Raw genomic sequence first — 20,325 nt, 5'->3', positions numbered from 1 at the left:
CACCCACCCTTTCGGTCCACCCGCTCCAACTTGCGCCGCGAAGGACCTTCCTCGGGCTTGGGCCTCAAAGAGGCCAGCTGCTCGACTGCCGCGCCCGCCGCCATCTGTCGTACGGTCGCCAGGACGTCTTCGAATCGCCCCGATGCGTCCAAGCGGTCGGCCAGATCCCGCGCCTTTCCCGCCGCACGTGTATATGCGCGACGCTCCAGCGCCGAGGCCGGCAAGAGGGAAGCCGACAGGAAGCCCAGGGCCAGGACCCCAAGTCCCGCCCCCACGGGATGCTGTCGCATCGTCTGCGATGTCCACGTCTGGGCCCCCACCGCGCGGGAGCGCGCATCGTCTCGCGAGGGAAACTTCTCTCGGAGACTCCCGGCAACCGCCCGGCCCTTGTCGCGGACCGTCCGCAACGGCGCCAGTCCCCCTTGCGTCTGACCTGGAGCGCCGCCGTTCTGTCCCTCGCGCGCAGCCGTCTTGTTCGCACTACGTCTCATGACTCAGCCTCCCCTTCCACATCGCCAGCACCGCTGGCGCGAAACATCCGCCCCGCGAGCAGGCCTGCCCCCAGCAGTCCCGTGAACAACAATCCCGGGCGCTGCCGCACGAACTGTCCCGTGCGGTCCAGGAATGCCTCGACGGATTGCGCATCCAGCCGCGAGGAGGCGCCGCGGAACATGCGCTCTCCCGTCTCCAGCATGCGTTGCGATGCCGGGCTCGGTGCACGCCGGGTGGCGGTGCTCAACCCCTCTGCCATGTCCGCCAGCACCGACACGAGCAAGCCCCGCTGGAAGTCCAGGCGCTCCTTCACCCGGCCCCGCGCGTATCCCGTGACCTGTTCGAGCTGCTTCTGCGCAGCTTCCATCCTGGGTGATGCGTGTCGCGCTGGGCCGCGCGAGCGCTTCCTCTCCTTTGTCTTCGTCGAGGCCATGATGTGCGTCCTCCTGACACCGAAGGTAGACACCTCCGCGTCACGTCCGGGCAACCAGACCACTCACGGCGTGGTCGTTCGCACGCACGTTCCGTGGGTACCTTGCGGATATGGCCGTCGCCACGTTGATTCATCAGGAGGCGAACATGAAGCCAGAGCAGGAGAAGGCGCTTCACGAAGAGGCAGTGGCAACGGTGGACCGCCTGGTGCTCAAGCACCCGGAGCTGAAAAAAGAGCTGGAGCAGGTAGAGGGCTATGCCGTCTTCCCCTCGCTGGGCAGGGCATCGCTGGTCCTCGGCGGCTCGTACGGCCACGGCGAGGTCTTCGAGAAGGGCAAGCCGATTGGCTTCGCCACGCTGAGCCAGTTGACCCTCGGAGTCCAGGTGGGCGGACAGACCCTGAGCGAGCTCATCTTCTTCCATGACCGTGATGCCATTGAAGCGTTCAAGGGAGGAAAGGCGGCCTTCGCCGCCAACGCGTCCGCCGTGCTCGTGAAGGCGGCGGCGTCCGGAACCATCAACTATGCGAAGTGCGTTGCTCACGCCTACTCACGTGGCGGCATGCTGCTCGAGATCTCCCTGGGCGGACAGAAGTTCACGTTCATTCCGCGTTCGTCAGACGCATCGGAGCGAGGGAACGGAGGCCTGGTGCAGCGCTTCCGCAGGCAGGATGCCTCCGAGGAGAGCGGGGCCGATGACACCGGGCAGCGTTCGCGGCTGCAAGCGTCGCAGCCCCCTCCTGCCCTGACCACGGGGCTGACGGCTGCCGCCCTGCTGCTCACCCGGATCCTCAAGGCGCAGGCCAGTGCTCGCCACGAATGAAGCGCCCATCCGAAGCAAACTGGCGATCCAAGGCCAGCGTCTGTTGAAGCTCGCGCGGAAGGAGCTGGACGTACACCGCAGACTGCATGGTGACGCACGGGCGGCATTGCACCGGCTGGAGGCCCGCTCACCGGAGCTGGCTCAGGCGAGGGCTCGGGCCTACGCCTATGCCGTCTTCCCTTCGCTAGGCCAGGGGAGCGCCGTGCTCGGAGGCACCTGGGGGATGGGCGAGGTCTTCCGTCGGGAGCGGCTGGTCGGATACGCGGCGCTGGTCCAGCTGACCGTGGGAGTTCAGCTGGGTGGACAGACATCTTCGGAGGTCGTCCTCTTCGAGGACCAGGAGGCATTCCAACGCTTCAAGCATGGCGGGACGGGACTGGCACTCAACGCGGCCGCGACCCTGGTCAAAGCAGGCGCGGCGAAGGCGCGGGGCCCGGCTGGCAGCACGGCGGTCGCGCTGGCCACGGATGGAGGAATGTGGGCGGGCGCCGCGCTCGGCGCCCAGCGCGCCTTCGTCGTGCCGGCCGTCCTCACCCGCAGCAGTACATTGCGCCGGCTTCTCTTATCCATACCTTCTTTGACACGAGGAACGCCGGCCCCCAACGAGGGCGAAACGAGGGAGAGCGCGATGGCCAAGCCGCAGACGAGTAAATCCGGGGGAAAAAGGTTGGGCAAGTTCACCGCGGCCTGGAAGCGCCGCAAGGCCCAGGCCGAAGAGAAGACAGGTCCCCAGAAGGTGGCCGCGCACACACGCGAGGCCATGCAGCGGGTCAGCACCCGGGGGCGCGAGACACTGGAGCATCTGCGAGACCGGGTCCCCAGTGGAGACAGACTCCGTGAGCGAGCAGGCAAGGCACGCACCTGGGCAGCCGACCAACTGGGTGAACACGCGGTGGCCATCGGATTGACCACGCTGGCAGCAGGCGTCGCGGGGGCGGCGCTGCTCCCCGTGTCGGACCGGGAGCGCCGCGCGTTGAGCTCCGTGTCCCACAAGGTGCAGGGACTGACCCATTCCCTTGGAGCCGCCCCCCAGGTTGCGCGGCTGACCCGGTCTGTGAGCCACGCGGTGGCACGCGTCCGCCGCGGTGACGGCGCTGCCACGGAGGAGGAGAAACCCCGCGCCCCTCGCCCCAAGAAGGTCGCGGCGACGCGTGGCAAGAAAGCCGCGGGGAGGCCAGCGACGGCCGCCAAGACATCGCGCCGCTCCCGGAAGGGCGGCCCTCCGCCCCAGGCCAGTAAGTAGGGACGCAGGCCGGAGCGCCCAGCGGAACGTCGCCTGTTCCCGTTGCGCGGAAGGACTGGCCACGAATGTCCGCGCCCGCTTTCACCGGGCCACCGGGTCATGCTCCTTGGTAAGTCTTCGATGCGGCGGACGACCTGCGCTCGCTGGCATCGCCTCTCGACTTCGACCATTCGGCTCCTTCTTGGTGCGTGGTCGGGAGGGGCCCAAGCGGCAGAGGGCGCTATCCGCGCGCCAGTCGCTCGAGAACTTGGGTGACGCGCGCGGCCCCGGTGCCTTGGATGGGGAGAACCTCCACGCCCAACTCAAATGGGTCATCGAGCAGCATCCGGGTGAGCGTCTCGTCCACCGCTGCCCTCGACTCACGGTCAGTGTGCGCGGGGAGCCGGATGCGATCGGGCTCCTCAATGGGCACGAAGACGATGAGGTCGAGCGTTTCAACGGCGGAGCGTACCTGGGGAAGCCACTCCTCCAGGTCGAACGAATCCGCGTCTTCGTGAGTCTGGAGGTACCCCAGAAAGTCGAGTGGGCAGCGGTCAAACAGGATGTTCTGTGAGCGCTTCTCGCCTTCGAGCAATTCCACCGAGAATCGGAGTTGCGCGAGGAAGTCCTCCAAGGAGGGAGGCGACGCGAACTCGTAGCCCTCCTCTTCGAGCAGGAAGTACGGCTCTTCGGCGAACCGGTACCCCTTGAGTCGTTTCCCGAGCAAATCGATCAGCGTCGACTTGCCCACCCGGTGTGAACCCGTCACGGCGATGCGCATGCGGTCTTATACCGCGCCCCCAAGCTACCCATATGGCACAGGAAGAGACGGAACAGGTAGACGCCGCCCCACCTCTCAACGGCCCCCAAAGTCGGGAAGCAGTCCCCACGGCCTCTCGCAAGACGCTTCCGTGGCATGAATCAGGCGCCGAGCAGGCCCTCTGCCATGCACGCCCCGCTGGCTCCTGACAGGATTTCGAGGGCGGCGCGTTGGCCTGACAAGAGCGCTCCCTCCATCCAGCCGGGCATGGGAGAGGTTTGGTCTCCGGCGAAGTGGACCCTGCCTTCGCGCGTTGCGAGCGCGCGTCCCCACTGCGTGAGCTGCCTCGGCCGGAACCACGCAAAGGCACCCCGAGCCCAAGGGTCCAGGTCCCATGCGTAGGAGGTTCCGCACTGCACTTCGGAGGACAGCTCCGGCCCGAACTGACTCAAGCCCCGCACAGCCATGGCGATGCGCGCCTCCTCGGCGAGAAGGCCCGCCGCGCGGGCGCACGGGCCCACGCGATACACTTCGAGGATGCCTGACGGCGGAGGCTGTGTCGGTGCGGCGTCGAGGACGTGCATGATGGGGAGGTCCGTCAGCCATCCACTCGACCACCCCCACTCTGTCCAGAGGCGGCGCCGGTATTGGATGAAGGTGCGCACGACGGACGTATGCTCGAGCTCGTGAATCGCCCGCAGCTTGTCCGCCGAGAAGGCGGGGACGAGCTCAACGTCACGAAGGACCGAGAACGGAATGGCGCACACGAGCCGCTCCGCTGTGAAAGCTCTGTGTTCTCCCGTGCTGCCGCGGCAGTACACGCGGACGGTCCCCTGTTCCTGCTCGATGCGCTTCGCTGCCCATCCGAACTGAATCCTTCCACCGAGCGCTTCCGCCAGGGCGACGGGAAGCCGGTCACTTCCGCCCCTCAAGGTGTAGGCGCTCGAGCCTCCTCTGCCGACAGTCAGCAACTCCCGTCGAAGAACGCCAAGCGCCGAGCTCGCATCGATGCCATCGCCAACGAGGTCAAACCGCCCCAGGCTCACCGCGTCGATGGCCCCTGAAGAAGCGCCCCGTTCCGCGAGGGCCTCACGCAGGGTCAGGCCATCGAGGTGGGTCGCGCCTGGACCGGGCCAGGACTCATGGAAGGGGTCGCCGACAGCCTCCACGAGAGGGGCCACGTACCTCCGATAGAGGCCTGAAAGGCCGAGCTGCTGCTCATCCGCCCTCAGGACATGCGGGAGGCCCGTATCGTCACCGACGGGGGCCAGGATGCGACGTCCCCGAAGATGAAAGGGCCGCAAGGCCGACGTGTGCGGAACTGGCAGCGAGTCGAGCGCCAGGCCGAGCCTCCTCGCAAAGCCGAGGACCGTCGAGTGTCCGCTGAGGACATACTTCGCGCCCGCCTCCGCGTACATTCCGTCCAGGAACGGCTCCCGCAGGGTCAGGACCCGGCCACCGACTCGAGAGCGCGCCTCGAGCACGACGGCGTCCTGGCCTGCGAGGACAAGCGCATGCGCTGCCGCCAGTCCTGCGAGGCCCGCGCCCAGAATGATGACGCGTTCGCTCATTCGAGACGTCGCCTCGCGCCTTCGGTGAGACTCATGCCAGCGGAAGCAGGTACGGATTCAGCAGCCCACGCCTGAGCTTGAGCGGCGATGTGGGCGGCTTGGGATTGCGCGGAGGAAGGCGGCGCGGCAGCAGCCCACTCCCGAGGCGTAACAGGCTCGGACAGAACGCCAGAGGCTGCGTCCCAAGGACCAGCGCCTGACAAGTCCGGAACGGAGAGGCCGCCGTCAGTGTGAGATTGATGACCAGGGTGCGCAGCCCATGCTGTCGGAACCTCGTGACGAGCTCCCCCGCCGCGTCGGGGACCCGAACACGAGGGAGCGCCACCGGGGGGCCTTCCAGGAGCAGGTCGACAGCGCTCCGCATCGCGGGGTTCAAGTAGAGCAACGTGATGTCGAGGAGGGAGTCGATGAGCCAGTAGTTCTCCAGGACCGGGGGCCGCCGGAGCGCCTCGAAGTCAATCGCAAGCTGCCGACGAAGGGCCACCGCCTCCGTCAACATTCGCATTTCACGGAGCGCTCGGTGCACGGCCACTGCCGGGTCCCCCGCGGCCGCGGCGGCGAGGAGCGTCCCGCCTTTGGGGAACGCCCCCTCTCCTGTCGCCTCGGCGATGAGTGCGATGACGTGAAGGCCGGCGCGACCGGGCAGGTACGAGAAGTGGAGGGTCCAGCCCGAACCCTTGAAATGACGCGACACCCCCTCATCAATGTCGAGCGTAGCCATGTCGAGGCGCCGCGCTCCTTGACCTCGGTACCAGGCGAGTTGGAGCGCATCGCGCTCTACCACCTCCAGGAGCGCGGACCGCAACGCGGCGTCATCGCTCGTATGCGTCGCGACGCCATTGGATGAGGCACACAGGAAGCGCGGGCCCACGAGCCGTTCGGAAGTCGTGAAGGCTGCGGGAACGAGCAATTGCTCACCGGTCTCCGCATCCGTGGCCCTGACCCAGTCCAGTGGCGTGTCTTGGGTGACTGGCGCGTAGGGGAACCCCGGGCTTGCGTACTGCTCCGGCGTGTAGAGATCCCAATCACGCATGGGCAGGAAAGGTTGCTCGAGCGCGCGCGCCGGAGTCGCGCAGACGTCGGGCACACGAAGGAGGGACGAGGCACGCTCGATGGCCTCTGCTCGCGCGGTCAGCCTCCGCTCCTCCAGGGTTGCTCCGACGCCCACCTGGGCCAGGAAATGTCCTGACACCACGGGACGACCTCGTTTCCGAAGACGCAGGGTGGCGGCTCCCCAGGTCAGGGTGACAGTGGGAGGCGCCCCCCGCCTGCCACGGACCGTGGCTTCGCGCGTCGCGATTCCCACGCGCCCCAGCGCGGCACCGGCCATCCGCGAGCCCTCCAGCTTGCCGATGCGGTTCACCGCGCCCCAGTTCGCGGAGCACGGGCATCCCGCCGCGGGCCGGGACCGGATGCGTCTGGCGCCTGGCCGCCCGTAGGCGCCCTCTGTCCAGGCACGCGCATCGAGGGAATGCAGCTTCATGGCTTTCCGGAGGGCTGTCAGATCGGCTGCCCCCAGCGCAATCACCGCGCGGCGCGGGATTGCATTCGCCACTGCGGCTGCTTCATCGGGCGCATCCGCGCTTTGGACCTCCCAGAGCAGACCACAGGCGACACACACACCACTGCCAGCACTTCGCCAACGTGTGGCGCTCAGCTGGATGAGCGCTCCGCTGTTCTCGGAAATGTCGGCCGTGCGAAGAGGTCCCAGGCGCAGCCTGCCGGTGATTCCCAATGCCATTCGGAGGGCTTGCTCGTCCATCAAACGTGGAGCGCCTCGCCCCAGTGCCCCTTCCTCTTCGAGCCGCGCTCCGAGCTGCCTGGCGCTGGTAGGGTCGACGCCCGCCTTCACCAGCGCGCGGACGACCGCGGCGCTCCCTCCGCGGCGAACGTCTCCGAGGATGGAGACGAGAAGAGCAAAGGGGAGGCCCCGTATCTCCATCAGCGCCCTGCGGGTCTGAAGGATGGAAATTCCCCTCGCCATTTCGAGGAGCACGACACCTGACTGAACTCCCATGTCGTGCCCGGGACGCCGCTACTTCGAAATGTGCGAAATGTTGGACACGTTGGTTTCAAATGCCTTGAGCGCGGACACCTTCAGAACGCGCACCGTGACCTTGAGAGTCTTTGCACGCTTCGTACGAGCAGGCTTCTTCATGTTCGGCCTCCCTGGGTGAGCGAGAAGTGTCTCCTCATGCCACACTCCGAGTCAACAACAGGTCAGGTCACTTTGAGCCATGATGGGAATTGCCGTGGCCCACACAGGAGGTGGGCCTACCTGTCAGAGCGCAACACCATGAGATCTGACAGTCCATTTCCGTGTCGAGCTGACCTCAGGTCAGTCCGCGTCCGTGCAGCCTTCAACCAGGCGCTGCGTCGCTTCGGATTCCGCACGCTCGGGCGCCACCGCCTTGAGTGACTGGCTTCCGGATCTGCTTCCAAGGAGCGAAGCATCCTTGAACACGGGACGATATGTCCGCGCCGGGCTCTTCGTTCTGAGAGGGCCAGCCCCTTCCCATTCTGGGGGCGTGTCACAACCCGTTTCGAGTGCACATGAAGGGCCCCGAATGTCCAATCTTGGTCTTTCGTTCGTCGTATTGTTCGCATGCACGTCCGCATTCGCCTCCCCACCTCCGCGGATTGAAACTGAAACAGAGTCGCTCGCGTCGAATCCGACACCGTTCGCGGTGCTGCGTGAGTTCGTGACCGAGGACATCTATCACTACCGATTCGACATTCGTGTCGGCACCGCACCAAACGCCATCGTGCGGGTCCATCGCGTCGTCCGAGAGCGCGCGCCGTGGCGACCGCGGTCGGCCGCCCACGCGATCATGTTGCTTCACGGAGACTTCGCCAACTTCGTCACGAACTTCGTGCCGACACTCGGCAATCCCGCGTCATCGGCGCCGGGGCTCGCTCCGTACCTGGCGGCCCAGGACATCGACGTCTGGGGCGTTGACCGTCGCTGGACGCTGCCCTCCGCCAACGGAGACATCTCCGACCTGGGTGAGATGGGGGTTGCCCAGGAGCTCGGAGACATCGCCGTCGCGCTCACCTTTGCACGGGCGGCGCGGCTCAGCGGCGACCGCCATCAGGGCCGAATCGTCCTCGGCGGATTCTCGCATGGCGGCGAGCTGGCCTACGCGTATGCCGCAGCCAACGGCCGCCACGTGTCTGCGGTCGCCGTGCTCGACGCCTATTACGACATCGCGCCCGAGCACGCGGAACTGCGCGAGCTTGCGTGCGCCAATGCCGCCGCGGGACGTGAGGCGCTTGCTCAAGGCGTGACCGACTCCGACAACAGCTTCTTCATCACGTTGGGCGAGCTGGCCCGGAGCGCGCCCCAGGCGCAGTCTCCCGTGTTTTCGAGCTACACCAACCGCGGTGCACTGCTCGCGATGAATGGCCTGACCTACCTTCTTGCGCCGTACACGCCGCTGTACCACCTGAGCGCGCCCATCCTCGACGCCAACGGCGACGTTACGGCATTGCGCGAGTCGCCCGAGGACAGCGTGAGCGCGTGGTTCGCCAGCGCGCCGCCGCACCAGTCGCTGCGTGAGACCGTGGAACTCGACGAAATCTGGTGCGGGGCGACACCAAGGCCCGAGCTCTCGAACATCCGCGTCCCGTTGTTCTACCTCGGTGCCGCTGGCGCGTTCGGTGACTACGGGCTGTATTCGACGACCCGGGTGTCATCGACGGATGTCACGGCGCTCGTCGTCCGCCGCTTCGGTCCGGAGCGAGTGGCCGAGGACTTCGGCCATGGCGACCTCTTGTACGCGGCAGATGCACCGACGCTCGCGTGGCAACCGCTCGCGACGTGGTTGCTGAGCCACTGAGGAGAAGCATCTCCGTTCGTGGACCCACGCATCCAGTACCCGCCCAAGAGGCCGCAGGAAGAAGGCTCTCGGTTCGCGCGGGTGGCAGTGGGAGCCCTTTGCATCGGACAAAGGGCTCCATCACCTGGAGCGCCGTTGGGCTTACGGCCCGTCAAGCACGGCCAACATGCGCGGCAGCACGTCGAAGAACGCGTAGTTCCAGCAACTGAAGTTGTGCCCGCCGTCACAACCGAAGGGCTTCTGGCCCGGCGCTGGGCGGCCATACATCTCGTAGTGGTGCGGCACGCCCGCGGCATTCAGCGCATGGTGGAACCGGTCCGTGGACGCCCCCGGGACGCGTTCGAGCACATCCCCATCCCAGATGCCCGACCCCGCATACAAGGCGACGGCCACACCCCGCAGAGACGCCGCACGCGGAATGGGGTTGTTCATGTTCCAGGCCTGGTCGAAGGGCCAGAAGGGAGAGCCGAACGCCCCATCCGGGTTCTGCAGCCAGCGTGTCCCCTCCTCCGTGACGGTGGCGCGGATGGCGGCGTCACCGAGGTCCAGGGCCCCCGAGAAACTGGCCACATAGGCAAACAGGTCGGGGCGCCGCGCCGCGTAGCTGATGGCCCCGAAGCCGCCCATGGACAGCCCCGCGATAGCACGGCCCCGCTTGTACGCCAGCGTGCGAAGGTTCTGGTCCACCCACGGAATGAGCTGGTTGAGATGGAACTCCTCCCACGCCTGATTCACCCCGCGAGGGAAGACCCAGTTCGTGTACCAACCGACCTTGCCGCCATCCGGCATGATGGTGATGACGGGCATGTTCTCGGTAATCGCATACGCCGCACCGAACTCCACCCACTGAGCCGAGTTCGCGCCTCCCCCACCGTGCAACAGGTAGACCGCGGGGTAGCGCACGCCCGGGTTGTTGTAATACCCCGTCGGCAGGAGCACCCGAACGTGGTGGCGTGGGTCATAGACCGCGTGAGGCGCGATCAGCGGCGTGGAGATTTCCACGTCGATGAGCCTATCCGTAATGTGCCGCACCGCATGAACCGTGATGCCATGCCCCGAATAGAAGTTCGGCGCGAGCGAGGCATCGGATGCCTCCGCGCCGCCTGGCACTCCGAGGAACAGGGCGAAGAACAAGACTCCGACGAGTCCGCGTGCGGCACGGGCGGGAGACTCGCATCGTTCAAGAGCGGTGCTGGAAACAAAGACGTCCTGGGGCAGCAATCTGCGCATCCTCTGACCTCGGAGAGTAGGTGGGGCGACAACGGGCTCTTCATCCGCCAATGACAGGTGCGACGCTAAGGGGCGTATCTGGCCATGGCAACGCACACGTTGGAGCGACCATGTAATTCCCTGGCGAGGGCCGCTGAGGCTGTGTCTTTCCCGCGACTGTGGACGCGAGCTGTCCGTTATCTCTCCCGCGATGACGTGGTGCACGCCGGTATGCGCGCTCCCGTGCACCTGCTCATCAACAACGCCGGCGTGCGCAGCCGCCCGGACGAACGCTCCGACCTGGACGGCGACGACCTCACCCGCACCTTCCCGCCCGAGGACTCCGGAGGCATCTTCGACTTCCAGCGCAGATGCACCCCGTGGTGACTCACTTCATCCCGAAAGGCCCACGCTCGAATGACGGAGGCCTCGAACGGGACACAACCGCGCCCTCGCCCAAATCGTCCTCCCCCACGCAACTCCGTGCGCAGATGAAGGACAATTCCTACAAAGGCACGAAGGAACGCACCTCATGCCTCAGACCAGGGGGGATCTACATCATGGGTACCATCACGAGAGTAACGACGACGTTGTTGAAGCAGGGCGCGCGAGGAGTGTCCCACTCCGGCGGCCACGGGGCACCCACTCGCGTGCTGCAGCAGGTCGCCCATCATTCCACCAAGGCTCCAAGCCCGTCTCAAATTGCGAGCGAGACGCGGGCGCGGAACAACAGCCTGGACCTGATGAGCGACATCATGGAGGCCATGGACCGCCGTGATGGCGGCAACAACGCGGCCATGCCTCGTACCAAGATGGATGTTCCGCTGTCGCGCCGTGAGAACTTCGCGTTCGACGCCATCCAGCCGGGGTACGGAACCCCGAAGTCAGCCATCGACAAGCACGGCAAGCTCCAGCCCGCGGGCGACAGCGTCACCATCAGCGCCTCCGACCACGTCGATGGCGAAAAGTCCGTCAAAGCGAAGACGCCGTATACGTCCTTCAGCGGCCCGCCGGTGGGCGTGGACGGCACGGCCACGGGGCCCCTGGTCGACAACCCGCTCTACGGCAAGGACCGCATCGTCACCAACCCGGCCAAGGACCCCAAGAGCGGTGTGGTGCTCGACCAGTTCGACATCCAGCGCGACCTCCGGACGAGCACCAAGCCCGGCTTCGACGAGACCGCGGTGCTGCGCTCCGAGCCACGTCCGCAACCGCTCTGGCAGCCCACGCCCGAGGAGCGCGCCATCATGCCCCAAGTCGGTGTGGACCCCGAGAAGCCCTCGTTCACGTTCCGCGAACGCGCGATGGTGAACTCGGCGCGGGACAACGAGTACCTGGTCAAGGGCACCATCCACGAGTTCGACTTCTTCCAGGGCCAGCAGGACGGCTCGCTCAAGCCCCTCTCCATGCAAGAGGTGATTGACGAAGCCAGGAAGAAGCTCTGAGCCACCGCGCATCGTCCCGCCACAGTGCCAGGAGAACCTCGACCCTCGCGGCGACATGTCGCGCCGCGAGGGTCGTGAGCCCGTCAGCTCATCGTCGTACGTGCCGGTCGGCGGCGTCTTCCCGGCGGTCCAGCGGACCCGCTCAGGCCCCTCCCGGACGACGCCACCAGGTCCAGCGCACCGAAGTCCGTCTCGACGGTGGGGCGGCCCCACGTCGTGGCGAGCTAAAGCGTCGGTCCAGGCTACCCCATGACGCAGACGCCCGACGAGCAGGTCTTCGCCGCCGGACAGACAACGCCGCAGGCGCCGCAGTTATTCACGTCCGACGACACATCCACGCACTGCGCGCCACACTGCACCCGGGGAGCCGGACAGGAGCCACCCACGCACTCGTAGCCACCCGGCGTGTTGACGCATACCTGGCTGGGATTGCACGCGGCAGTCCCGTTCGAGCACTCGTCGATGTCACTGCACGTCCAACCATTCCCCCAATAGCCCGGTCTGCAGGTGCAGGCGTAACTTCCCGGCGTGTTCGTGCAAATCGCATTCACCGAACACTGCGCAGTGCCATTCGTGCATTCATTGACGTCCGTGCAGACACTGGGCTGCATGCCATTGCAGGTGTACCCCGGCTCCACCCGGCAGGCGCTGCTACAACCATCCGACGAAACCCGGTTGCCGTCGTCACACTGCTCCCCATTGCTGATACGGCCATCGCCACACACGGCGCTCACACCGCCGCCCGTATCCTCCACCGCGTCCAAGCCGTACAACGAGGCAATCCCACCGCGCAGCCTCACGTAGCGGTACGGCGTGGAGTTGCTGAATGGCACCAGCGTGGAGTGGGTCCCAAGCCCCAGGTCCAGCAGGTTCGCCTTTCCCGTGCTGATGATGCTCATGTCCCCACGAAGGAATTCCACCTGGGCGATGACCGCCAGCGAAAGGCCCTGGTAGTAGACGCGCAGCGGCCCTGTGCCCTCTTCGCCCAGGCCCATGTCCAGAACCATGGAGCCGCCCAGGAGCCCCAGGAACGTCGCGGCGTTCCCATCCGGTGCGCCCACGGCGTTGTTCGGATTGAGGACGGCGATGACACCGCTTTGGACGACTGCGTTGGCATAACGGTCACCGGCCATCGCCGACACCGAGTCCGATGACGACTCGCCGTCCACCGGAGCCTCTTCGGAAACAACGGATTCGTCCTCCAACTCAGAACCGCACGCGCTCATCATGCCGAACGCCAGGGCCGCACTCAGCATTCGCCACATGGGGGCCACTCGACTGACCTTCATTGTCTTGCTCCAATCCGCTTGGACTTGGGGATGGCGGCCCGACGTGAGAACAGTCACACCGGATAACCGCCACAACAATGAATGCACGAATTCCATTTTCAGCTTTAAAGGCACGCACGTCGAACCCAGAACGCGTGTGCCATTGGACAGCTTTTTCTCCAGGTATCGCCGCGGCGACTGCAAGGCGACACCCACCCTGGACACGAAGGCTGGGACTTCTGTCCCAGCACGAGGCAGCCTTCTCGATTCTCGGGAGCGAAGAGAAAAGACAGCGGCGGCGCGCCCCCTCAATCCCAGCCACGAAGTTGCACGCGGACGCGGCGAACGAACGGAACAGCCGGCTGCGTCCCACCGCACCCAGCTTCGCGTACAGGAGTCCGGAGCCACCCGCGAGCATCAGCCCACTCGCCGCGGGCCGCGTGTCGCACCCTCCACGACAGGCCGCCCGCGACGCCTCCGCGCCCACGCCTGTGGGGCGTTGATGGCCCGCACCATTCGCCTATCGTATACTTGGGGAAACGCCTCACCCTTTCCCAAGGCCCCATGCGACTGTCACTGATGAGCCTGCTCTGCCTCCTGGTCTCCGCTGGCTGCGGAGACGATCCGTCCCATCTACCGAATTCCTCGCTCGCGGCCTGCTCCTTCACCGACGCGTGCGCAAACGCCGACGAGGAGTGCTACGTCAGCCAGGTCTGTGGCCCGCCCGCCCCCAACGAAGAGCTCTACTGCCAGGCGGAGAAGGGCGACCGCCAGTGTCACCGCCGCTGCCAGGACGATGACGGCTGCGGTTCCGGCGAGACCTGCAGGGCAGTCGAATGGGTCAAGCGAACAGACATGCTGACCACGATCACCCTTTGCTTCAAGTAGCCGGCGCAAGCATCCCAGGGACCGACGTCGGTGACGCCCCCAGCTCCCCACCGGCGCAGGGTCCGCAGGGAGCCCGGGGCTTGGGTCGCCACCCGCGCGCTCAATCCCAGCCGCGAAGCTGGACGCGGACCCGCCGCACGAGCAGCTCCCACTCCTGACGCTTCAACGTCGTCAGGACGCGCCCGCCAATGAGTGTGAGCCCGGTGAGCGTCATCACCAGGAAGCCGATGCGGTGGTCCCTCAGCCCAGCGTCGAGCAGCGTGGCCGCGACGTCTAGCGTGAGGAACAAGGTCCCCAACGCCAGGTAGGCGCGAATCTGGAACACCATGCCCGCCACCACGCCGAGCAGACACACCCCGCCAAAGACGAGCGCATACGTACCGTCGGGAGACTGGCCCACCTGGACCGCCATGCGCGCCGCCGCGGGCACATACAGCAACAAGCCCCCGAGGATTCGCACCGTGTTGCGCGCGGCGTGCGGCAGGCTCTCCGTGAAGAGCTGGCCCAGCATCAACAACAGCAAACCCATGGGCGCCAGGTAGATTTCCAAACCCTCCAGGCCAAAGGCCAGCGCGGAGATGAGCAGCGCGAAGTTGCACGCGGCCGCGGCGAACGCACCGAACAGCCGGCTGCGCTCCACCGCGCCCAGCGTCGCGTACAGGAGTCCGGAGCCCCCCGCGAGCAGTGCCGCCTCCTGCGTCGCCTCGCCCGGCAGCACCAGCGCCATGCCCATGGGCAGCAGTGCCGCGAAGCGCCGGGTGGCTGCCTCCACGGGCTGAACGCCCGCCCGCCGGGCCAGCACCGTCACGCCCACCAGGATGAAGCCCAGGGCCAGCGCGAAGAATGCGTCGTGCTCGGCGCGCAGGCCCGGTGCATACAGATTGCGCACCAGGGCGTAGACGCCGACCACCGCTGTCTGCACGAAGTAGACGTGCCGGCCAGTGTGCTGGCTCCAAGCGCAGTGCAGCGCCACCAACACCAGGATGCCAATGGAGGCGATGGCCAGCGGAAGAGCGCCGCCGGAGGTGGAGCCCCCCACCGCCAGAGCCGCGAGCATCAGCCCACTCACCACGAGCCCTGTGTCGCGTCCCCACGACAGGCCGCCCGCGACGTCCGGCCGGCGCCTCCGCACCCACTCCTGGGTGGCATGGAGGGCCAGCACGCCCACGGAGGCGGCCAGGGACAGGGCCGCGCCATGGAGGATGAAGAGCGAGCCATAACGCAGCCACGGGCCGACCAGACTCGCGCGAATCGAAAGGAAGGCCATGAGTGAGGCGACGAATGTGCCGCCCACCACCCAGGCCCCCAGCGTCGCGACGAGCGAGGCGAGCGTGCCCTTCCACTGGAAAGCCGCCACGAGCACCGACGCGGCGACGAGCGCCAGTGTCACAGGCAACGCGGGAGAGACCATCCAGCTCCCGCCCATGCTCAGCAGCAGCTCCCCCAGGAGGTTGAGCGCGGCGAGCGTCGACGACGGCGTTCCATTCGTCGCCAACGCGTACACGAGCGCTGCCAACAGATAGATGGCGCTGGCCTGGTGGATGCGCATGCGAGCGGCGCTCTCGGACAAGCCCCTGCGCCGGACAATCGACGGCCCCAGTGTCACCACCGCCAGCCCCACCAGCGCGAGCACCGGGCCGGGCCACACCTCGAAGATGTCCTCACGGTGCGCCAACGCGTGGACCAACAAGAGAATGCTCGCGCCAAGGACACCGCGTCCCTGCGCCCTGGCCCCCCCGAGGAACAGCACCAGACCGGCGATGCAGACCAGGCCTGCCGCCGTGAGCCCGGGCTGGAAGAGGGCCGCGACGAAGACCACGCCCACACTGATGACCGAATGGCGCTGCAACAGCCGCTGGAAGGAATCGGGCAGCCCCCGGAGCGAGGCAACGGCATAGACGAGCCCCGCGGCGGCGATGCCCGCGAAAGCCCGCTGCCACAGCAGGAACACCGTGTCCCCTGGTGCGAGCCACGCGTCCTTATCGAGCCAGTGCAGGGACTCGGCGCCGATGCGCACCCACCCGCCTTCGGACGACCACGCGTGCGTGAGCCTGGGCCCGAGCAGCGACTGCCTCGCGGCCCAGAGCGCCGCACCGGGCAGGCCGAGCCAGAGCCCCACGCTCGCGAGCCGTACCAAGCGCGCGGACACGGAGAGCAGCAACATCAACACCGCGGGCCCCAGCAACATCAGGGGCGGAATGAGGGCCAGCGCACGGGACGGCCGGGGCAGGCCGACGAGGAGCGCGCCTTTCAGGAGCACACATGCGAGGACCGCCACGCCCAGATGGGGAACCCAGTGGTAGAGCTTGCCGTGACGAGGCTTCTCCAAAAGCCCGGCGACCCAGGGCCCGAAGCGCCGTGTCGCCAGCGCGACGCCCCAGAGCGCGATGCCGATGAGCGAGGTCCGCAGGGCAGCGACGTCCGGCGGCGACGGCCGGCCCGCGCGGTTGAGCAGAGCGGTGAGCGCGATGAGCGCGCCCAGCGACGCGAGCGTCACCACCGAGCCGCGCAGGTGCCAGGACTCGAATCCACGCGACACGAAGGCCACCAGCGCGACCAGGAGGAGCAGACCGGCCGCGAGCAGGCACGTGGCGCGCTCGGCATCCGTGGGCCTGGCCAGCCACCCGGCCAGCGTGAGCGCGGCGATGACCGTCTGCACCAGCGCCGCCGTGGCGAAACCATCCGTGAAGAGCGGCAGCCCCCGCGCACCGAGCGGCAACCTGAAGAGGTCGAACATCCTCCGGCCCTCGCGCCCGGCAGCGGTGTCCGCGGCATCCAGCGGAGTGCGGCCGCGCAGCGCGGAGAAGGCCGCGAAGCCGAGCGCCAATGACGCTGCGACCAGGGCGGCTCGCGGAGATTCGAAGTCGGAGACGGTGCCCATCACCTGGGAGACCGCGAGCGCGAGCCCCGAGGCCACGAGGAACCCGACGAGCCTGCTGCCATCCCGCCGGACACGCAGCAGCAACCAGGCCGTGACCACGGCCGTGGGAAGCGCGGAGAGCACACGGGCTGACAGCCCCGTGGCTGACACGAGCAGGTCCGGAGCGCTCGGAGAGGAATCCACGGCCAGGAGGACTCCCGCCGCGGCCAGACTGAGAGCGAGGTCATCCAGGGGCAGCAGCCCGTCCCTTCGCGACACGGGCTGCGCCCACGCGCCCTGCACGAGCCCCGCGACACCGTAGAGTCCACTCACAAGCGCGAAGACCGCCAGCCGGCCCCAGCTTCCCTCCAACGCCGGGGTCCCCTCGGCGAAGGCGAGCACACCGAAGAGAAGGCCCACGCCGCCCAGGTAGTGCAAGCCCCGCCAGCGCCAGCCGCCAGCAACGTGCGCGGCCCCAGCGATGACCAGCCCCGTCAGCACCTGAGGCCACGGCGAGGCGGCGCTGCCCACCTGGCTCACCAGGGGCATTGCCACCAGCGACCCAAGGATGGTCCAGGCGAGCAGGCGGATACGCAGGCCCGGAAAAGCACTCCAACGCGCCAGGAGCATCAAGCCCGCGGTCGCCACCGTGCCGCCGAATACCCACCAGCCCGGCTCCGTCGGCGCCTGCGTGCGAGCGAACAAGGCTCCCGCGAGGAGCGTCGTCATCACCATGAGGTGGACCAGGGCCCGCCGCCGTGGCTCCAGCAGGAAGAAGACACCCGCCGCGATGAGTGGCGCGAGCGCCGAGGCCAGGTCGACCTGGAAGTCCCCTCCGGGCTCGCTGGAGAGCGCGCCCAGCGCGCCCACGACCGCGCCACTGGCGAGCACCGCGTAGGCCACAATCTCCAGCACCGGACTCACGCGCGGATGGGCCTCGCGCGCGGAGTCAGTGGTCGCGGCCACGGCGATGACGGTGGCCAATGCCTGGGCCCACAGCGTGAGGCCCGCGAACAGGGCGCTACCTGGCTCCAGGGCGTCGAAGCCCGACGGTGCGCTCACCACACAGAAGGCGGCGAGCCACAGCGCGCCATAGAGCGCGGCGCACGCGCTGACGAGCGCCGTGTTTCCCTCCGTCGCCTTCCGTGCGCGCCATACCGTGGCGGTCAGGGCCATGACACCCACGGAGGCACAGAGCGTGCGCAGCCAGGGCGCGTCCTCGAGCGCCATTAGTGGAAGCCCCGCGAACAGGGAGGGCAGGAGCGCCAACCCCAGGGCCGCGGCGGAGGTGCCATGCAGCAGACGTCCCGCCGACCTCAGCGGCACCATGCCCAGCGCGGCGGCGCCAAGCGCCACCGCGGCACCGAACCCAGGGGACAGGACGAACAGCGACGACAGCGCGATGAAGGCGACGGGGAGCAACGCGAGGCCAATGCCCGAGAGCACACGCCCCACCGGCATGGAGCGCCGGGACAGGAACACACCGAGCCCGATGAAGCCCGCGTGGTATCCCCACAGAGCGCCCGTGACGAGGAGCTGGCGCGGAACGCCGCCGAGCGCCTGCCAGGCCTCGCGCACGCCCATGAGCGAGCCGCCCAGCACCAGCATCGCGCCAAGGAACCACCAGATGAATTCCTGGAACCGGGGCGCGCTCTCCGGCCGTGCATCGAGCGCCACGACGGCCTCGAGCCCTCCGCTGAGCGGGCCTGATGCACCCCGGTCGAAGTACGTCTGCCCGGAATCCAGCGCCGCGCCCAGGTCGTCATCCCCCGCCTCCGAGTCAGGCCGGAGCCCTCGACGCTTGCGCGCTCTCTGCTCCCGCTCCGCCTTCGCGGCTTCGTCCAACGAGCGCGCGAGCGCAGCGCCCCAGCCCCATAGCCGCCATTCTCCCCCGTCGCGAAGCGAGGTCGCGACACCATCGGCCCAGGCTTCCGCGCGGGTCGCCGCGTCCACGGGAGGGACAGCTACCGCTTCGAAGAAGTCCTGGGCGGGGGCCTGCTCGCCCTCCTCGGCCTTCGGCCTTTCGGGGTGAAGGCCGTCCGCGCCAGGCGCGAGGGACTCGGCGAGCCGGGTCGCGGTGACGACGTCGATGAGCGCGCTGGCCTGCCAGCCTTCGATGTGACGACGCAGGGTCTCCCTGACGAGTGCGTCGAGATTCGGCTCGGTGGCGGGCACGAGCGGGGCACCGCACTCCTGACACATGGCCCCCAAGGCCACGTCACGGAGCCGAGCGCAGGCTTGGCAGATCATGATGCAGCAGCATAGCGCCAGTTCCCCACCGCCCGCTTGGCGCCCGGCGCATTGCCCCTCAGCGCAGGAGCGAGCTGACGCCGCCTTCCCCGCGTATGGGCACGTTTCGCGTCTCCTCGAAGTCGGAGAGTTCCTGTGAATGGAGCGCGTTTCTTGATGGCTTCGCTCGGGAAGGGCTCGTCATGCGCCTTCACGAGCAACCCCAGGGCCGACTGGAGGACCAGGGCATCCATCCGAGGGGCCTCGCTGTCCGACTCAGCGAACAGCGCGATGAACTGGCCCATGATGCGCGTGAATTCAGGGGCGAGCGCCTCCCCGGAGCGTCGTAGCGCATCCTTGCTCCGGTAGTAGTTGTAGATGAGCCCCTTGGAGACACCCGCGCGCTTCGCGATCTCCGCGATGGACACCGGATGACTTCGCTGGAGCGCTCGCGCATCTGCCGGTTCTGCTCCACTACCCTGGGAGACATGGACCCGCCATTCGCTCCGAGAGAATGGCCCTGGCACCATTGATAACTGACCGGTTGGTCAATGGATTGGACCGACATCGCGGCGAGATGTTCAAATGTCTGTCCTAAACGAGCGCCCCCGCTCGTCGAGCACGCCCACGGATGCCTCGCGATCCGCCCATCGTCCTTCCCATCTCGCTGCCGCTGCTCCGGCATGCGAACCCGTGGGCGCTGCTCCTCGCCAAGGAGGAGGGCTATCCGCTCTCCACCGCCGCCCTCCTCTCAGAGCGCTACGCATTGAAGAGCGACGAGAAACCCTTCGTGCGAGAGCTGCTCAGTCGCAAGCGGAACCTGTGGGTCTTCCGCTGTGACCAGCGCCGCTTCGCGGGAGACTTCGTCGTCGTGGACATGGCGGAGCCCCGGCCCGCTCGACGCCGGGTGGTGGTGCTCGACCTGAAGATGGGGGCGCCCCTCGTCCTCGGCGGAGGTGGAGCTGGCATGCAGCTCACCCACGCACAGGATGCGGTGGATGGTGTCGCGGCACGCAAGGGCCTCATCGCACCGGGCACCCCGTTCGTGCTGGCCACGGGTGGAAAAGACGCCATGCTCGCGTACCTGCGCGCGTGACGGCGCCGGGGGCGAAGCTGAGGCCCTCTCAGTTCTCGAAGCGGGCGCGGAGCCGAAGCCGTCAGAGGCGAGTGGGATGAATCCGGCCGCTGCCGGTGCACGTCCAGGCAGACGCCGAGTGCAGAGGCTCAGCCCATCCGATCCAGCGCTGGCACCATCAAGCAATTGCATTTGGCAGCCCTGACAGGTCGA

Annotated in this window: 16 protein-coding genes; 7 read left to right on the top strand and 9 right to left on the bottom strand. The window is 67.5% G+C overall.

The features are described 5' to 3' along the window. A partial coding sequence (locus F8M74_RS37935) for a hypothetical protein (RefSeq protein ID WP_240462299.1) occupies positions 1-491 on the bottom strand: 491 nt, incomplete at its 3' end. Then, a complete protein-coding gene (locus F8M74_RS20580) occupies positions 488-859 on the bottom strand; it encodes a hypothetical protein (RefSeq protein WP_141253765.1) in 372 nt (123 codons plus the stop codon). The genes F8M74_RS37935 and F8M74_RS20580, both read right to left, overlap by 4 nt. A 212-nt stretch (positions 860-1,071) precedes the next feature. On the opposite strand from F8M74_RS20580, the gene F8M74_RS20575 reads away from it, so the two are divergent. Both F8M74_RS20575 and F8M74_RS37930 read left to right on the top strand, forming a co-directional pair. Beyond that, positions 1,072-1,746, top strand: coding sequence for a hypothetical protein (locus F8M74_RS20575; protein WP_228559876.1), 675 nt, complete (start codon positions 1,072-1,074; stop codon positions 1,744-1,746). 43 nt (positions 1,747-1,789) lie between these two features. Then, on the top strand, positions 1,790-2,989 hold the full coding sequence (locus tag F8M74_RS37930) for a hypothetical protein (protein WP_228559874.1): 1,200 nt from the start codon (positions 1,790-1,792) through the stop codon (positions 2,987-2,989). A 220-nt stretch (positions 2,990-3,209) separates the two neighbouring features. Here F8M74_RS37930 and F8M74_RS20565 read toward each other — a convergent pair whose 3' ends face one another. The 3 genes from F8M74_RS20565 to F8M74_RS20555 form a co-directional block, all read right to left on the bottom strand. Further along, positions 3,210-3,749, bottom strand: a complete 540-nt coding sequence (locus F8M74_RS20565) for an AAA family ATPase (RefSeq protein ID WP_141253762.1) — start codon at positions 3,747-3,749, stop codon at positions 3,210-3,212. A gap of 140 nt (positions 3,750-3,889) precedes the next feature. After that, a complete protein-coding gene (locus tag F8M74_RS20560) occupies positions 3,890-5,299 on the bottom strand; it encodes an NAD(P)/FAD-dependent oxidoreductase (protein WP_141253761.1) in 1,410 nt (469 codons plus the stop codon). Between the two features lie 31 nt (positions 5,300-5,330). Then, the gene (locus F8M74_RS20555) at positions 5,331-6,782 is read right to left on the bottom strand and encodes a YcaO-like family protein (protein WP_228559872.1); all 1,452 of its coding nucleotides are present in this window, start codon (positions 6,780-6,782) and stop codon (positions 5,331-5,333) included. A 1,084-nt stretch (positions 6,783-7,866) separates the two neighbouring features. Here F8M74_RS20555 and F8M74_RS20550 point away from each other — a divergent pair. Next, positions 7,867-9,138, top strand: coding sequence for an alpha/beta hydrolase (locus F8M74_RS20550; RefSeq protein ID WP_163884503.1), 1,272 nt, complete (start codon positions 7,867-7,869; stop codon positions 9,136-9,138). A 141-nt stretch (positions 9,139-9,279) separates the two neighbouring features. Here the strand turns inward: F8M74_RS20550 and F8M74_RS20545 are convergent, their stop codons facing one another. Continuing rightward, complete coding sequence (locus F8M74_RS20545; RefSeq protein ID WP_141253759.1) at positions 9,280-10,272, bottom strand: alpha/beta hydrolase family protein; 993 nt, start codon at positions 10,270-10,272, stop codon at positions 9,280-9,282. Positions 10,273-10,578: 306 nt separating this feature from the next. Here F8M74_RS20545 and F8M74_RS20540 point away from each other — a divergent pair, with 306 nt between their 5' ends. Continuing rightward, positions 10,579-10,734 carry a hypothetical protein gene (locus F8M74_RS20540; protein WP_153881040.1) on the top strand — a complete coding sequence of 52 codons (156 nt, stop codon included), beginning with the start codon at positions 10,579-10,581 and terminating at the stop codon, positions 10,732-10,734. Between the two features lie 173 nt (positions 10,735-10,907). Continuing rightward, the gene (locus F8M74_RS20535) at positions 10,908-11,792 is read left to right on the top strand and encodes a hypothetical protein (protein ID WP_141253758.1); all 885 of its coding nucleotides are present in this window, start codon (positions 10,908-10,910) and stop codon (positions 11,790-11,792) included. 242 nt (positions 11,793-12,034) lie between these two features. Here the strand turns inward: F8M74_RS20535 and F8M74_RS20530 are convergent, their stop codons facing one another. Then, positions 12,035-13,081, bottom strand: coding sequence for an EGF domain-containing protein (locus F8M74_RS20530; RefSeq protein WP_228559870.1), 1,047 nt, complete (start codon positions 13,079-13,081; stop codon positions 12,035-12,037). A 558-nt stretch (positions 13,082-13,639) separates the two neighbouring features. Here F8M74_RS20530 and F8M74_RS20525 point away from each other — a divergent pair. Next, on the top strand, positions 13,640-13,948 hold the full coding sequence (locus tag F8M74_RS20525; protein ID WP_228559868.1) for a hypothetical protein: 309 nt from the start codon (positions 13,640-13,642) through the stop codon (positions 13,946-13,948). 100 nt (positions 13,949-14,048) lie between these two features. Here F8M74_RS20525 and F8M74_RS20520 read toward each other — a convergent pair whose 3' ends face one another. Both F8M74_RS20520 and F8M74_RS20515 read right to left on the bottom strand, forming a co-directional pair. Continuing rightward, positions 14,049-19,058, bottom strand: a complete 5,010-nt coding sequence (locus F8M74_RS20520; protein WP_141253755.1) for a hypothetical protein — start codon at positions 19,056-19,058, stop codon at positions 14,049-14,051. Further along, positions 19,055-19,465, bottom strand: coding sequence for a TetR/AcrR family transcriptional regulator (locus F8M74_RS20515; protein ID WP_203330815.1), 411 nt, complete (start codon positions 19,463-19,465; stop codon positions 19,055-19,057). The genes F8M74_RS20520 and F8M74_RS20515 overlap by 4 nt, the downstream gene beginning before the upstream one ends. Positions 19,466-19,668: 203 nt before the next feature. Here F8M74_RS20515 and F8M74_RS20510 point away from each other — a divergent pair, with 203 nt between their 5' ends. Next, positions 19,669-20,133, top strand: coding sequence for a hypothetical protein (locus F8M74_RS20510; RefSeq protein WP_141253754.1), 465 nt, complete (start codon positions 19,669-19,671; stop codon positions 20,131-20,133). Positions 20,134-20,325: the final 192 nt, after the last annotated feature.

The organism is Myxococcus sp. CA023, from assembly GCF_010998615.1.
Taxonomy (GTDB): domain Bacteria; phylum Myxococcota; class Myxococcia; order Myxococcales; family Myxococcaceae; genus Myxococcus.
This window is presented reverse-complemented; position numbering and strand designations above follow the sequence as displayed.